Below are 15,296 nucleotides of genomic sequence, written 5' to 3'. Positions count from 1 at the left end.
TGTATTAGACTCTATATTTTAGTATAATAATATATTTTTATGAAGGAGCAAATTATGCAAGAGGTAATGAGACAAGAAGAAGTAAAACAAGGACTTGAATTCGTCATTGATGAGATTTCAGAACGCAAGTATTGGTTTGTTAGAACAAATGGTGGCGATTATTATAATGAGTATTTTAATGAAGGGTTCATAGCCGTTGGTTTTAACTGGATTACAGACCCTGTTGCTATAATTCGCGCAGAGGAAGACCCTGTTTATAAAAGAGCACTACAGGAAAAAATTAAATTTGAAGCAGAATCAGAGTCCACTGAAGATAAGCAAGTTAAACCCGGCCTTGTTATTAATCAATTAAAACGATTCTTGATAGAAATGTCGATTGGTGATATTGTTCTGATTCCTAGTGAAAACTCTCAGTATATCTCATTCGGACAAATAGTCTCTGATACATACCTTATTAATAAATCTGAGTTAGCGGAAGATGGTTGCCCGTTCATAAAAAGAAGGTCTATTAAGTGGTTGAAGACTTTAAAGAAAGAGCGCTTAGATCCATATCTGTATAAAGCAATTATGTCTCATCACGTAATTACTGACGTATCGGACTCTGCGACCTTTATTAACCGCTCACTATCAGATATGTATATTCAAAACGATAAAGCCCACATAACTCTAAGAGTTAGAACAAACAACCAGATTCAAATATCTGATATTAGTACTCTTATTAACAGTTTTGAAGAAATTGCTGTGGCTGCAGATTTTAGTCCGGAGGAAATAAAAGCGATAAAAGAGGCCGAACTAAAAATTAATGTTCAGTCACCAGGCCCTGTTGAATTCATTATAGCTATAGGAGGTATAGGGGTTGTAATAGGCGTTATTATGGCTATTAATGTCTATAGGGCTCTTAATGCGGCAAAAGAACAAGGTGGAGAGGTTACAACAACGATCGGCTTATCAGGCATAACCCAAACGTGTAAAATAAACGGCCCTAGTCAAGAATCAGATGACATTGATACACAAGCTCCGGCTAAAAAAATTCTAAACTCTCCTGATGCAGTAAAAAAATTAGAAAAAATCACAGAAACTCTTGATCGACTAGATACCAAATTGCCAAATGAAAAAGACAGCCAAGATTAGCCGTCTTTATGATACTGAATTCTTATGTAGAAAAATTTAAGTTGTATGAAAATAGCCAAGAGGACTGCCACTGGGCCATTAACAAATACACCCTTGATGTAAATATTTATACTGTCAAAATATAATGATGGCAACATTAGAATTGCCGCGATTATGCAAACACAAAAAGCATTAATAGACCATTCTAATTGTTTAAATACATTCATAGCGCAGCCTCCTTCCTTTACACTTATTATAAAGCTTACTCAACAATCTGTGCAATACCTTACAAAAAAAATAAGCCCTCACCACAGTGAGGGCTACTAAAAACTACATACCTTAGAGGTACTTCATTTTTACTCCAATATCATTATACCACATAAAACCTCTAAGGCTTGTTTTATTTTACCTATTTTAAGTCAAGGAGGTTATTTTATGGCTAAAAAACGAGCCGATGGGCGCTACCAAGTATCTAAGATGATAAACGGTAAGCGTAAATACTTTTATGGCAGCACAAAAAAATCTGCTACGGAAGCTATGGAGAAATATATAAACGCTAACCAATCATGTGCAAATTTTGATGCTACTATCTCACTAAATACCTGGATTAATATATGGCTACAATTAAAAGAGAAAAGTATAACACCAGCTACCTATCAAAGCTATACAGGGATTATTAATCGTTATATTAGAAATAAAATTGGCAATGTAAAGCTAGCTGAGATTAAACCCAATACATTACGGTATGTATTTGAATCAATGGATGGATTGTCATCAAGGACTATATCCTACACCATGACAATTCTAGGATCCATATTAGAGCAGGCGGTAAAAGATGATATCATCCCTAAAAATTACATGAAAAATATAGATCGGCCAAAGCAGGTTAAAGTCCGCCATATGGTAACGTTATCTGCAGATGAAGTAAAAGATTTCTTATCCAATATATCAAATACAGAACATCATACTCTATTTAAATTAGCATTTGCAACAGGTATGCGTCGGTCTGAATTATTAGGCTTACGATGGTCTGATATTGATTTTAAGAAATCAACTATATCTATTTCACAAACAGCACTCAAAATCGGATCCACTGCAGTTATATCAAATACAACTAAAACTACGTCATCCAAACGAACGATAGCTATTGATACAGATACGCTCCAAGAACTTATGAAGCATAAAACAGTCATCGATAAGCGCAGAATCAAGACAATGAACTGGATTAATAATAATCTAGTATTCCCTGGCGTTAAAGGTGCACCTCGCTGTCCTGATGAAGTCAGCAAGTTATGTAAGAAATACGCCAATTTAATCGGTAAGCCAACTTTTACTATGCACGGTACAAGACATACCCACGCCACACTTCTCATTGAAAATGGGGCAAATATGAAAGCCATACAAGAGCGCCTAGGCCATGCTTCGTTTCAAGAAACAATGGATACCTATTCACACGTCACTCCTAAAATGGAAGATGACATCGTGGAACGCATCGCTAAAATATTATGATGTCAAAATGATGTCAAACCCCATAAGACTTTATGATGTCAAACAAAAATAAGGGCTTACAGAATTACCTGTAAACCCTTATTTTATTAGCTTGGTGCGGTTGGCGGGACTTGAACCCGCACGAGCGTTAGCTCACCACCCCCTCAAGATGGCGTGTCTGCCATTCCACCACAACCGCATGGAATACAAATGGTGCCTCAGGACAGAATCGAACTGTCGACACACGGATTTTCAGTCCGTTGCTCTACCAACTGAGCTACCGAGGCATGATTTTTTGTAAAAAAAAATGGCGACCCCGATCAGATTTGAACTGACGATCTTCGCCGTGACAGGGCGACATGTTAACCGCTACACCACGGGGCCGCGTATCAACTCGCGTTGACTACTTGTACATAATATCATGGATTTTAGAGCAATGCAACTATTTTTTTAAAAAATATTATTACAAATCTATGAAAATAATTGATTATATTTGATAATCGTTATTTTATAGCTTTTATAAAAGTATCTCTATATTATATTACAGGAATCCACCCTTTATCGTCATAATTCGTCAGTTTTCGTAATAGTACAATTTTCTCTCTAAGCTATAATAGGTATACCCTTTACTAGAAATCATCCTATTCTTTACTCAATATGCTACAATATGTATATATTCAGTATGAAAATGCCTCTATAGAAACATGAAAGGATTCGCTGTGAATAAGTTCAATTCAAAAGGTGTTATTATCGCTCTTATCATAGCTATTGTAGGAGCGATGGCCGCAGCATGGTATTTCTTATGGTATGTACCACATACACCAGCCTACACATTAAAAATCATTCACCAAGCAGTACAAGATAAAGATGCAGACGAAGCATTACGCCACATAGATATAAAATCCATTGTAAAAAACATTGTAGAACGAGAAGGCAATAAATATGTCGATACATCTACCCCACTTGGTAAAGCTACAATAGCAGCTACCAAAACATTTGGACCAGCTCTTATCGAAGACGTAATACGAACATATATCGAAGATCCTGACAGCTTTAAATCTGAATCACCTACCAATAATACCACTACAGCAAATGATGATAATAAGTCTATGGTAGATCGTCTTGTAGAAGGTCGCCTATTTAAGGAACATGATGTAGAGGTTAAAAACCTAAAGTCAGAAGATAATGGTGATAAGGCTACTGTGACTGTAACGATACAAAATAATAAAAAGAATATGACAAAAGATATAAAAGTTTTGATGCGTCATTTAGGAGATGGAACATGGGTAATTTACGATATTCCTGATATTGAAGACCTATATACTATCACTAGAAAATAAATATCTTTGTCTTTCCTAACATTTTAAATTGCAGATCTTAAAAAACGTAAAAAAGAGCTATGTCGTTTTTCTAGACGAGCCATTTACATTGTAAATCCAACAAAGGACAGTATCTACTGAAAAGTAGATACTGTCCTTTTATTATCCTATAATCTTAACAATCGTAAGTTCTCATGTAAGATGAAATTATACATAACTTAATTAGCAAATATAACTAAATCCTTTAAAAATGGGATTTTATCTATCAAAATCTACAATAGCCAAGGTTACAGTCACTTGTGAAATAAGGCGTTGTGCATCATCTATCATATCAAAGCGCCATACATGGGATGTTTTGCCTTTCACTAGTAATGTTCCTAAGGCTGTTAATGTTCCTTCGCATTTCACAGGACGCAAGTGATTCGCAGTTATAGACTGACCTACTCCAAATTTATGAGAGCCTACCAGCTCATTGCTCATCATACCTGCAATAATTTCTGCAAAAGCTAATGTAGCACCACCATTTAAATAGCCTTGCGGTTGTTTATGAAATTCATTTAAATTCATTTTTGCAATACATGTAGTATCGCTCGTCATACGAGGTACATCGATTTGTAAGGATTCAATTAGATTCATAGTGTTCGTTTCTCCATACAATAAGTTTCTAGCCGGTCATCAAAAACTGTTACACCTAGTCCATCACCATCAGGGACCTGCATAACACCCTCATTAAAGGTTAAATCTGGGAAAATAAGATCTTGTTCAAAATATCGATTTGAATCGGACAAATCCCCTGCCATATAGGAATCTCCTAATGCGGCTAACTGAACATGAAGCATTTTAGAAACCCCTGATTCTACCATGCTACCAATCCAATATGGAATATGACGTTCTCTACATAGATTAATAGCTGCTTTTGTTGGAATAAGCCCCCCCATGCGCCCTACTTTTATATTAAGCACATCAATCAAACCATATTCGATAGCATAGGACAAATCATCATATCCTAAAATGGACTCATCCAAACAAATTGGCGTATAGATTTTCCAATCACCATGATTAAGACGCTCCCACTTCCAATCTTTATAAGATTGAAGGTTTGCCATCGCAAAGGGCTCTTCAATACAAGCTAGACCTAAATCATCATACTGACGGACCTTATCTATTTCTTGATATGAATAGCTTCGATTTGCATCAGCCGCTAAGACCAAATCCGGATAATGTTTGCGAACTAAAGCTACGCGTTCATAACCATCTATAGGATTTACCTTTAATTTAATCCGCTTACAACCATTTACTACATGATGCGCTACAACATCAAGTAATTGGTCTATTGGCACATCACCGACGACGATACCACTTTCAATTGTCTCTTGTAAAGGTTGATCCATAATGTAGGAAACAGAATTTACACCTATCCGTTCACAATGAAGATGAATAAGCGCATTTTCTAGAGCCGCAATAGCCATAGGCATATTGTCTCGATTGCGCCAAAATTGTAATTGTCGTACATAGGTCATCAGTGATTTAGGCCGCATCAAGCGCAAATTAAAGATATAATCGTCTACCATAGCTTTCCAACAGGTTTCTACGGTCTCAAATGTATAGAATGGCTCTGTGAAAGCTACGCATTCCCCATATCCTACATACCCTTGTTGGTCTTCAATGCGAACAACGATAGTCTCTCTTTCTTTCACCTCGCCCTTGGCAGTCTTAAAATTGAACTTCAGTGGCAATTTAAGGCGATATGTAGTTATACTTTTAAAGTTTAAAATATTATTCATAGGCGCCTCAATTTTATAATTTCAATTCATTACGCAATATTTTGCCAGTTCCATTTCGAGGCAATGCGGTTAATACTTTTACATATTTCGGAATCTTATATTTTGCTAAAGAGTCTTTCATAAAGACTATAATATCCTCTGGTGGCAAACTTTTACCATCATGAAAGGCCACAAAGAGGGCTGGCACTTGTCCCCATTTAACATCGGACACAGGCACAACGGCACATTCCTTTACCAATGGCAACGTATAGACCAAATCCTCTAGTTCCTTAGGATAAATATTTTCACCCCCAGAAATGATGAGATCCTTACGACGATTCAAAATATAAACGAACCCCTCCTCATCGATGTAACCAATATCATCTGTATTAAAGTCTCCATCGATAGGTTTCTTGTTGATGTAACCAGTCATAACCATAGGGCCCGTCAAATGAATTTCGCCTACCCCATCTGTATCAGGATTATCGATACGAACCTGCATGCCAGGCAATGGCTTACCTACAGATTCTCGTTTATGAGGATACTCCAATACAGAGAAGGTCACGCTTTGACTAAAGGTTTCCGTCATGCCGTAGGTCTTATAGATAGGCAAAGATTTCTTTTCACAAGCTTCGATGAGAGCCATAGGAATGAATTCTCCACCGAGCAATATAACACGTAATACATGGTGCGTAATATGTGGCTCTAATTGAGTCAAAATAGTGGGCACTAAGGACATCATATTGATTTGCTCAGATTCTATAAGTTTGAGAACTTGAGCTTCATCATATTTAGGCAAAATAGTGACAGCCGTCCCGTTATAAAGAGACCTCATCAAGATAGATAAACCACTCACATGAAACAGAGGCAGTACCATTAGCCAATTATCCTGATCCGTTTTTCCTAGTACCTCTTGGGAAGCTTGTACATGAGCTTTAATCTGCCCCCATCGAAGCGGTACAGACTTAAATTGCCCCGTAGTAGCGCTCGTATTCATGATAGCAGCTATGTCTGTGTCTACAAAGACCCAATCAAAGGAGTCCTCGACCGCTAAATCCGATAGAATATCTTCTAGAGCTTCAAACTCATTTGTAACAATTGAATTAGAGGCCTTCGAATCAACGAAATGAGATAATTGATTACGTCGTTCTTTACTATGTAATACGGTGGTAACACCTAGTTGATCCAATTGGTTTTCTATTTCCTTTGGCTTAAGATGTACATTAAGTAAAAGTACCTCTTTATGAACTAGCATAGCAGCCAACACATACATTGCCATGGTCACAGAGTTATCAGACAAGATAGCCACACGAGATGCGTCTAAAGGCACTAAATTACGAGCTACATGGAGTACACCACGGTATATATCGTTATAGGTATATTCATTTATACATTTACGATTAGGGTAGTGCTGTGCACCATAACGTAACCACTCCATCATCTCACCTCGTATCTAAACCTAATCACTAATAAGTAATCACTAATTACCAATAAATAGTAAATAATAAGTAAAAACTAAAAAATAATAATTGAAATATGATAAATAAAGAGATATTACAAGAAAGGCGCCTCCTATAGAGGCGCACTTGTCGTTTTAACCGTTAATATAGTCCGTCATATAGGACTGTATCGACTCCCGATTAAGGGAATTTAGGGAATTGTTTGAAGTTAGGTTTCCGTTTTTCTTTGAACGCGTCGCGACCTTCTTTCGCTTCATCAATTGTATAGTACATCAATGTAGCGTCCCCTGCGAATTGTTGTAAACCTGCAAGGCCATCTGTGTCGGCATTGAAAGCGCCTTTCAACATGCGCAATGCCATTGGAGATAATTCAAGGATTTCGCTACACCATTGAACTGTTTCTTCTTCCAATTTGTCAAATGGTACCACAGTATTAACCATGCCCATTTCATACGCTTGAGCTGCTGTGTATTGACGGCACAAGAACCATACTTCGCGAGCGCGTTTGTGACCGATCATACGAGCCAAGTAACCTGCGCCATAACCAGCGTCGAAGGAGCCTACACGAGGACCAGTTTGACCGAATTTAGCATTTTCAGAAGCGATTGTAAGGTCACATACGATGTGCAATACATGACCGCCACCGATAGCATAACCATTAACCATTGCAATAACAGGTTTAGGGATGACGCGAATTAAGCGTTGTAAATCGAGAACGTTCAAGCGAGGCACATTATCTTCACCTACATAACCACCGTGACCACGTACGCTTTGGTCACCGCCGGAGCAGAATGCCTCTTTATCTTCGCCCTTACCGTGGTTAGCACCAGTCAATACGATTACGCCTACTTCGTTATCTTCACGAGCTACTGTGAAAGCATCAATTAACTCCATTACCGTTTTAGGACGGAATGCGTTGCGCACTTCTGGACGGTTAATAGTAATCTTTGCAATGCCATTATATGTTTCGTAAATTACATCTTCATAATTACGATCCAATATTTTCCAATCAAATTTGCTCATGGACTTAACCTTTCTTCTGTAAAAAATCCAATACCGCTTGTTCAAAAATCTGCGGTTTCTCTATATGTACATTATGCCCCGCCCCGTCGACGATGACATGATTAAAACTTGGCAACTTGCCAAATACATCTCTTCCTATTGTAGTATATTTTGTATCTAATGCGCCACTCACATATAAACCTTTAACAGAGAATTTTTCTAATTTATCCCCTACATAAGGCATCACGCCCTGCCCTGACCCACGCAATGTACAAGCTAATGCATATGGGCTATTATTGGAACGACGTAGATAGATTAATTCTTCTACCCCCTCTGAAAGCTGTTTTTGACTCTCAAAAATAGGTACTTCCGCCCATCGTGCAGCAAACCAAGCACCATCATGCTCTTCGATATGAACTGCTAAGTCTTCATCCGCCTTGCGGCGTGCTGCTCGCTCAGCGTCAGAAGCGATGCCTACCGAGCCACTTTCAAGAATAAGACCTTTGATTTCACGTTCATACTCCAACGCATAGGAAAGTGCAATACGAGCCCCCATAGAATAGCCCATGAGGTAATAGCTTTCACCAACCATGTAATAGATAACTGTGTGTAAGTCCTTTATCATTTGAGGAATGGTGTAAGCCTGATTCTCATCAGGAATATCTGAATCGCCATGTCCGATTAAATCAATACGAACCACTCGATACCCCGGCAGATTAATAGCATCCCAAGTATAGCTTGATTCAGAGAAGCCGTGGAAACATACAATAGGTTCCCCTTCACCTACCACAGTCAAACCGTAGCGATACTCTCCCAAGTCAAAATACATGCGCTGAGCTGGATTACACAAAGCATTATCTACAATACTGCAAAAATACTGACTCATAGTAATGCCTCCATATCAACTGAAACTTTTGTATATTTCCTATGTAACTGACGACTATATTCCCGGTCTGTTGGTATTTCAATAATATGAACGCCAGATTCCTCGCTAACTTTAGCTAATACAGGGACCAATTCATCAGGACTAGAGATTTTAGTGTACCCACAGCCATAGAGTTTAGCAACCCCACTATAATCTAAACCTTGTGACGTAGAGAACAAATAATCAAAATATTTCGTTCCCTTTTGCGGTAAATATTCAAAAATACCGCCTCCATCGTTATTATGCAAAATAATCGTCAAATTGAGATTGTGCGTTTTAGCAACCGCTAAACCGTTTAGATCATGGAATAAAGACAAATCACCCGTTACGAGATATGTAGGCTGATGATTCGTTGCAAGTCCAAGCGCAGTGGAAACTGTACCATCGATACCATTAACACCACGATTACCGTAAAGAACGGCATCGGACTCCCCAGAAAGCCAAAAGTAATCAAAGTCGCGAACGGTCATGCTATTCGCCACAAGTACTTGGCTATTGTCAGGAATATGCTGTTGCAACTCGCGTATCGTGCGTCCTTCAAAGCAACTTGGTTCTTCTATAGCTGTACTTAGTTGAGCTTTACCAGCTACTTCTAAACGTTGCCATCTATTAAGATATGCATTAGATTCGTTCTTTACAGCGAACAAATGCGTAAACATATCGATGCTTGCTTGCATGTGTATGGTGGTTTTCCCCATAGGGTTCATGGAGTCCATCGTGGGATTTACCTCAATATACTCCACATTATCCCAACTTGCCACCATTTGCTGTACCCGTTTCGATACAACGATTTGTCCAAACTGAATTACGCAATCTGGCTTTAGTACAGGCCATAGGTCTTTATCCGCTAAAAACGCATCATACGTAGAAATGACAACATCAGAGAAATGTTTTTTCTGAATCATATCTGTATCATTGTTACGATTGCTAGCAACTTCATGATTGTCATCAATAGTACCAGTCTTATGACAACGTCTTACATTGGACAATGGATCCGCCAAGATAGGAGCTTGTAAATTCTCCGCAAAGGAATGAATAGACTCAACTTCATCTATATCAATTTGTGGGCCAGCTAAAATAAGGACTCTCTTATACTGTGTAAGCAATAGATTAGAGTTATTAAAGTTATTAGTATTATTAGCACTATTATCAGTAGTATTTTTAGTATAACTTACATCACTTACGTCACTTACATTACTTGCATTACTTGCATTACTTGTATTATTACTTCTATTCTGATAGCTAAACACATCACCGTAATTAGGTTTAAATACTTTGTAAGGGCTACGTCCCGCTTCAAAGTGCTTACGGTCCAGTTCAGGTACCAACGGCTCAAAGAGAGGTATATTGATATGCACGGGTCCTTTTTTAGTATCCATAGCTTTCATATATGCCTTGCGCGCTACTTGTCGTGGATATGTATAATAATGTTCCTTTTGAGGCACCGCTAATTCTTCATAATAGTTTACAGCTGTACCAAAGATTTTTTGTTGATCTACTGTTTGTGGAGCCCCTGTATGTAGCAAGGTATAAGGTCTATCGGCAGACAATACAATAAGAGGTACCCCACTATATTGAGCCTCTAAAATAGCGGGCAAATAATGAGCCACTGCGGAACCGGATGTACAAACTAACACAGTTGGTTCTTTATGAGCCTTTGCAATGCCAAGCGCCATAAAGCTAGCAGAGCGCTCATCTATATTCATATATGTTTCAAAGCCTTCATACTCCGTGAAAAGCATAGCCATCGTCGTAGAACGAGAACCAGGGCTAAACACAGCATGCCGGACGCCGAGTTGGTAAAACTCATCTACCAAGGCAGCAATATATTCGTTCATTATATTCCCTTTCAACAACTCCTAAGGGTTTGGAAATTTATTATAACGCATCCAAAATGGTGCGCATTTTATTATTAGTTTCTGCATATTCTTCATCCGCATCAGAATCGGCTACGACGCCACATCCTGCATAGGCATAAAGAACATTATCCATAATGAGGGCAGATCGAATAGCAACGATGACAATGCCGTCCCCCATATCTTTCATAAAGCCAAAAGGTGCTGCATACATGCCGCGCTCATGAGCTTCGTACTTTTGTAGCAATGCCAACGCCTTTTCTCGTGGTTCACCACCGAGAGCCGGTGTAGGATGGAGCAACTTTGCCCATTCCACGAGGGATTTTGTGCTATCCTTTGCAGTAATAATGGTGCGCAAATGATAGAGATGCGCCAGCTCCATGATACCCGTTTCACCTATTATAACCTCCGGAGTAATAGATTTCATGATCTCCACAATACGGTCACGGACGATATTATGTTCAAAGAGATTTTTCTTATCCGTTAACAGTTGTTCCTTAGTCCACGCATTTGGTCCATGTTTAGGCGCTGTCCCCGCCAAGGCATAGCTGAGAATTTCACTACCTCGATGGCGAACTAGAATCTCTGGCGATGCACCCACAAAGGTGCGTCCATCCTTTTCGTAACCAAAGATAAAGCAATTTGGATTATTATCTACTAAATTTGCTAAAATACTTGCCACATTGTATGGTGTTTCGCTAGTGAACTGTACCTCTCGAGAAGAAACGACCTTCGTCATTTCACCGCTACTAATACCATCAGCGATAGCGTTCATCAAACTATCCCAAACCGCCTTATCATCACTGGTTTCCTTGTAGTTATGGCGAACTCGAGACACCTCGAAATCCGTAATAGGGACGCTTTCACCAACGTGCAAGTAGAAAGACTCCCCATTTTCTACGATGTAGTAATGGGTGAAAGCAATCATTTCATGACCCATGCCAGCCCATTTAGGGTCCTTAGAGTTCTCAAAAAAAGTATCTCCATAAAACACGTAAGCGTAATTATGGCGATCTTCATCATCTTTGACCGTCGCCAAACGTTTAGCGCCTACAACGATGCGGTCACTTTGACGATCCACCCAAAATACGCGTTCTTCGTTTGGAAAATTCAGCCAAAAGGCTACCGGACTATTCAGTTCTAACGGTTCTTTATTATATATCATAGTTGTATATCGCTATTAAGAAATAAAATAGACTATAGTAAAAACACCTAACGTGTAGAAGATTTACTTCTACACGTCAGGCGTCATCAATAAGTTTCCAAATTTTTGAGATGAGCCTAACGCCATCACACGTCGATGGGCCCTCTTTATATCTAATTTATTATATCATAGGTAACAGTTAAAAGGTAGAAAATAAAACCTCTACACCGCATGCGTCGTGCATGAATGTAGAGGTTTTCATTATATTCAAAATGTTGTTACTTTATTTAAAAGCCTTAGCCCCAATATCTGTACGATATTGCATGCCTTCAAAGTCGATATGCTCTATACGTCCATAGGCTCTATCAAGTGCCGTTCTAAGGTCTTTGCCAAGTCCGACAACACCGAGCACACGACCGCCATTAGTAACATAATTTTCACCAACAAGCTTTGTACCAGAATGGAATACAATGGTTGTGTCATATTGTTTAATATCCCCACTGATGACATCGCCCTTTGATGAAGTTTCAGGATAGCCCTTAGAAGCAAGGATAACGCAGGCCGCTGAGGAATCTTTCCATTTCACCATATTAGAGGTTAATGTGCCCTTAGCACAGGCCATCATAATCTCACCTAAATCACCATCGAGTAGCGGCAATACAACTTGTGTTTCAGGATCACCAAAGCGCGCATTGAATTCTACCACCTTAGGACCTTCGTCAGTAATCATAAGCCCAGCGTAGAGGCAGCCCACATACAGCATACCTTCCTTTTCCATGGCCGCTACTATAGGCTCCAAGATAGTTTTCATCGCTTCGTCCCGCAATGCATCCGTAAGAACTGGTGCCGGTGCATAAGTCCCCATGCCACCAGTATTAGCCCCTTTATCCCCATCAAAGATGCGTTTATGATCTTGAGAGGCAATCATGGGAACAACGGTCTTACCATCTACAAAGGCTAATAAACTAGCCTCTTCACCTTCCATAAACTCTTCAATAACAACGGTGCTGCCTGCATCTCCGAATCGATTACCGCTGAGCATATCTTCCACAGCCGCATTCGCTTCGTCGACGGTCATAGCTACTACAACACCCTTCCCTGCCGCCAAGCCGTCAGCTTTAACAACAATAGGAGCTCCTGTTTGAGCAATAAAAGCTTTCGCTTCATCTATCTTATGAAATACACCATACGCAGCAGTTGGAATGTTGTATTTTTTCATGAGATCCTTGGCAAACACCTTTGAGCCCTCTAGTTGAGCGGCGGCTTTGGATGGACCAAAAACTGGAATTCCCGCCTTATTGAGTACATCTGCTAAGCCTGCTACCAAAGGAGCCTCAGGCCCAACAACAACTAAATCAACTTGATTCTCTTTCAAAAAGCTAATCAAATGATCACTTTGTTGCCAATCGATGCCAACTAGCTCTGCACAATCTGACATGGCTGCGCTACCAGGAATAGCATAAACCTTTGTTACGCTAGGGCTGATGGACAATCGCCACGCCAATGCATGTTCGCGGCCGCCGCTACCGATTACACATACTTTCATAAGTCCTCCATCGGCGCCTAAACGCCATTAAGTTTATAATAAATATAAACACATAACGAGACTACTCCAAACATCAATAATTATTGACCATACAATAGATATTTTGCCCTGATAGTGTTTAACAATCCGCTAAAAGCTCTTAACCAATTAATGTTTAAAGTGACGAATATTTGTAAATACCATGGCAATGCCCGCTTCGTCAGCCGCTTTGATGGACTCTTCATCGCGAATAGAGCCACCTGGTTGAATAATAGCTGCGATGCCATGCTTTGCCGCTGTTTCTACGGTATCGCCAAACGGGAAGAATGCATCGGATGCCAATACAGCGCCTTTTGCGGCTTCCCCGGCTTGTTCAAGGGCAATTTTTGCAGAGCCTACGCGATTCATCTGACCGGCCCCAACTCCAAGGGTACGTTTTTCATTAGAAATCAAAATAGCATTGGACTTTACATGTTTTACAAGTTTCCATGCAAATTCAAGGGCTTTCCATTGTTCCTCTGTCGGTTGTACCTTCGTAACAACTTTATAATTGGCGCGGTCTTCTACGAGATCGTCTTCTGTTTGCACTAATAAACCACCAGACACCTTTTTCACTGTCACTTGGCCAGATTCCGGCTTAGATAGCTCGATGAGGCGAATATTTTTCTTTGCTTCAAGGATTTCTAATGCTTCTTTTGTGAAAGCTGGCGCCATAATAACTTCTAAGAAAATTTTGCTCATTTCCTCCGCTGTACTTGCATCTACTTCACGATTTAAGGCTACGATGCCACCAAAGGCAGATACGGAATCAGCTTCGTACGCATTTACATAGGCATCATGTAATGTAGATGCAGTAGCGGCACCACATGGGTTCGTATGCTTAATTATACATGCAGCTGGATTAGTAAACTCCCATACCATATTCCATGCCGCTTCCATGTCTACAATATTGTTATAGGAAAGCTCTTTGCCATGTAGTTGTTTCAAAGCCCCCATGCCATGAGCTGTACCAATTTCTTTGTAGAACGCTGCTTGTTGATGCGGATTTTCGCCATATCTAAGATTTGTTACCTTTTCATAAGCGCTCAAATACTCAGGAGGTGTAGGACCTTCATGCAAGATTCCACTCATATAATTAGCGATAGCCACATCGTAAGCCGCTGTATGAGCAAAGGCTTCTTTGGCAAGACCAAAGCGATATTCCTTAGTCAATTTTCCTTTGTCTTTGAGCATCTCCAAGATTTCATCGTAATGATTTGGATTTACTACGATGCCTACGTACGCATGATTTTTTGCGGCAGAACGAACCATCGTAGGGCCACCAATATCGATATTTTCAATGGCCTCTTCTAGGGACACATTAGGTTTTGCAATGGTTTCACGGAACGGGTAAAGATTAACCACAACAAGGTCGATTGGTTCGATACCATGTTCTGCCATAGCTTGTTTATGCTCCGCATTATCACGGATCGCCAAAATACCACCATGCACGTTAGGATGTAAAGTTTTTACTCGGCCATCCATCATTTCTGGAAAACCTGTCAAAGACTCTACAGCTTTTGCAGAAATACCTGCATCGGTAATCACCTTAAGCGTACCACCTGTCGAATAAATGGTTACACCTAAGTCAACTAAACCTTTTGCAAAATCTACAATACCCGTTTTATCAGAAACACTAAGCAGTGCATTTTTAATCATGTAACC

General features: G+C 39.6%; 12 protein-coding genes and 3 tRNA genes. 3 read left to right on the top strand and 12 right to left on the bottom strand.

The window, feature by feature from the left end; genetic code table 11:
• The first annotated feature begins 54 nt into the window (after positions 1-54).
• Positions 55-1,131, top strand: coding sequence for a hypothetical protein (locus tag E6X37_RS05845; RefSeq protein ID WP_316689672.1), 1,077 nt, complete (start codon positions 55-57; stop codon positions 1,129-1,131).
• Positions 1,132-1,545: 414 nt separating this feature from the next.
• The gene (locus E6X37_RS05840) at positions 1,546-2,619 is read left to right on the top strand and encodes a tyrosine-type recombinase/integrase (RefSeq protein WP_316689671.1); all 1,074 of its coding nucleotides are present in this window, start codon (positions 1,546-1,548) and stop codon (positions 2,617-2,619) included.
• 92 nt (positions 2,620-2,711) lie between these two features.
• Here the strand turns inward: E6X37_RS05840 and E6X37_RS05835 are convergent.
• The 3 genes from E6X37_RS05835 to E6X37_RS05825 all read right to left on the bottom strand — a co-directional run bounded on the left by E6X37_RS05835 (position 2,712) and on the right by E6X37_RS05825 (position 2,982).
• Positions 2,712-2,797 (bottom strand) — tRNA-Leu (locus E6X37_RS05835).
• Between the two features lie 12 nt (positions 2,798-2,809).
• Positions 2,810-2,885: transfer RNA gene (locus E6X37_RS05830), tRNA-Phe, on the bottom strand.
• Positions 2,886-2,906: 21 nt separating this feature from the next.
• Positions 2,907-2,982: transfer RNA gene (locus tag E6X37_RS05825), tRNA-Asp, on the bottom strand.
• 320 nt (positions 2,983-3,302) lie between these two features.
• Between E6X37_RS05825 and E6X37_RS05820 the strand changes: the two genes are divergently transcribed.
• A complete protein-coding gene (locus E6X37_RS05820) occupies positions 3,303-3,938 on the top strand; it encodes a hypothetical protein (protein ID WP_008602793.1) in 636 nt (211 codons plus the stop codon).
• A gap of 237 nt (positions 3,939-4,175) precedes the next feature.
• Here E6X37_RS05820 and E6X37_RS05815 read toward each other — a convergent pair whose 3' ends face one another.
• From E6X37_RS05815 to purH, 9 genes are all read right to left on the bottom strand, one after another.
• Entirely contained in the window at positions 4,176-4,553 is a 378-nt protein-coding gene (locus tag E6X37_RS05815) for a PaaI family thioesterase (RefSeq protein WP_024061370.1), read from the bottom strand.
• The gene (gene menC / locus E6X37_RS05810; protein WP_128113995.1) at positions 4,550-5,701 is read right to left on the bottom strand and encodes an o-succinylbenzoate synthase; all 1,152 of its coding nucleotides are present in this window, start codon (positions 5,699-5,701) and stop codon (positions 4,550-4,552) included. The genes E6X37_RS05815 and menC overlap by 4 nt, the downstream gene beginning before the upstream one ends.
• Positions 5,702-5,714: 13 nt before the next feature.
• Positions 5,715-7,121 carry an o-succinylbenzoate--CoA ligase gene (menE, locus tag E6X37_RS05805; RefSeq protein WP_128113994.1) on the bottom strand — a complete coding sequence of 469 codons (1,407 nt, stop codon included), beginning with the start codon at positions 7,119-7,121 and terminating at the stop codon, positions 5,715-5,717.
• A 199-nt stretch (positions 7,122-7,320) separates the two neighbouring features.
• Positions 7,321-8,163, bottom strand: a complete 843-nt coding sequence (gene menB, locus E6X37_RS05800) for a 1,4-dihydroxy-2-naphthoyl-CoA synthase (RefSeq protein ID WP_024061373.1) — start codon at positions 8,161-8,163, stop codon at positions 7,321-7,323.
• Between the two features lie 4 nt (positions 8,164-8,167).
• Positions 8,168-9,028: a 2-succinyl-6-hydroxy-2,4-cyclohexadiene-1-carboxylate synthase gene (menH, locus tag E6X37_RS05795; protein WP_004693711.1), complete on the bottom strand. Its 861-nt coding sequence runs from the start codon at positions 9,026-9,028 to the stop codon at positions 8,168-8,170.
• Positions 9,025-10,905 carry a 2-succinyl-5-enolpyruvyl-6-hydroxy-3-cyclohexene-1-carboxylic-acid synthase gene (gene menD / locus E6X37_RS05790; protein ID WP_316581485.1) on the bottom strand — a complete coding sequence of 627 codons (1,881 nt, stop codon included), beginning with the start codon at positions 10,903-10,905 and terminating at the stop codon, positions 9,025-9,027. The genes menH and menD overlap by 4 nt, the downstream gene beginning before the upstream one ends.
• Before the next feature lie 40 nt (positions 10,906-10,945).
• The gene (locus tag E6X37_RS05785) at positions 10,946-12,088 is read right to left on the bottom strand and encodes an isochorismate synthase (RefSeq protein WP_105087123.1); all 1,143 of its coding nucleotides are present in this window, start codon (positions 12,086-12,088) and stop codon (positions 10,946-10,948) included.
• A gap of 262 nt (positions 12,089-12,350) precedes the next feature.
• Positions 12,351-13,613 carry a phosphoribosylamine--glycine ligase gene (gene purD / locus E6X37_RS05780; RefSeq protein ID WP_316689670.1) on the bottom strand — a complete coding sequence of 421 codons (1,263 nt, stop codon included), beginning with the start codon at positions 13,611-13,613 and terminating at the stop codon, positions 12,351-12,353.
• Positions 13,614-13,760: 147 nt separating this feature from the next.
• Positions 13,761-15,290 (bottom strand): bifunctional phosphoribosylaminoimidazolecarboxamide formyltransferase/IMP cyclohydrolase, encoded by a 1,530-nt coding sequence (gene purH, locus E6X37_RS05775; RefSeq protein WP_278618500.1) that lies wholly within the window; start codon positions 15,288-15,290, stop codon positions 13,761-13,763.
• Between the last annotated feature and the right edge of the window lie 6 nt (positions 15,291-15,296).

The organism is Veillonella parvula (assembly GCF_032550495.1).
Taxonomy (GTDB): Bacteria; Bacillota; Negativicutes; order Veillonellales; family Veillonellaceae; genus Veillonella; species Veillonella parvula_G.
The sequence above is the reverse complement of the archived record's forward strand: the minus strand, read 5'-3'. Positions and strand labels throughout refer to the sequence as shown.

Coding starts and splice junctions, on each gene's coding strand:
- E6X37_RS05845 (WP_316689672.1), top strand. CDS start 55: ATGCAAGAGGTAATGAGACAAGAAGAAGTAAAACAAGGACTTGAATTC.
- E6X37_RS05840 (WP_316689671.1), top strand. CDS start 1,546: ATGGCTAAAAAACGAGCCGATGGGCGCTACCAAGTATCTAAGATGATA.
- E6X37_RS05820 (WP_008602793.1), top strand. CDS start 3,303: ATGAAAGGATTCGCTGTGAATAAGTTCAATTCAAAAGGTGTTATTATC.
- E6X37_RS05815 (WP_024061370.1), bottom strand. CDS start 4,553: ATGAATCTAATTGAATCCTTACAAATCGATGTACCTCGTATGACGAGC.
- menC (WP_128113995.1), bottom strand. CDS start 5,701: ATGAATAATATTTTAAACTTTAAAAGTATAACTACATATCGCCTTAAA.
- menE (WP_128113994.1), bottom strand. CDS start 7,121: ATGATGGAGTGGTTACGTTATGGTGCACAGCACTACCCTAATCGTAAA.
- menB (WP_024061373.1), bottom strand. CDS start 8,163: ATGAGCAAATTTGATTGGAAAATATTGGATCGTAATTATGAAGATGTA.
- menH (WP_004693711.1), bottom strand. CDS start 9,028: ATGAGTCAGTATTTTTGCAGTATTGTAGATAATGCTTTGTGTAATCCA.
- menD (WP_316581485.1), bottom strand. CDS start 10,905: ATGAACGAATATATTGCTGCCTTGGTAGATGAGTTTTACCAACTCGGC.
- E6X37_RS05785 (WP_105087123.1), bottom strand. CDS start 12,088: ATGATATATAATAAAGAACCGTTAGAACTGAATAGTCCGGTAGCCTTT.
- purD (WP_316689670.1), bottom strand. CDS start 13,613: ATGAAAGTATGTGTAATCGGTAGCGGCGGCCGCGAACATGCATTGGCG.
- purH (WP_278618500.1), bottom strand. CDS start 15,290: ATGATTAAAAATGCACTGCTTAGTGTTTCTGATAAAACGGGTATTGTA.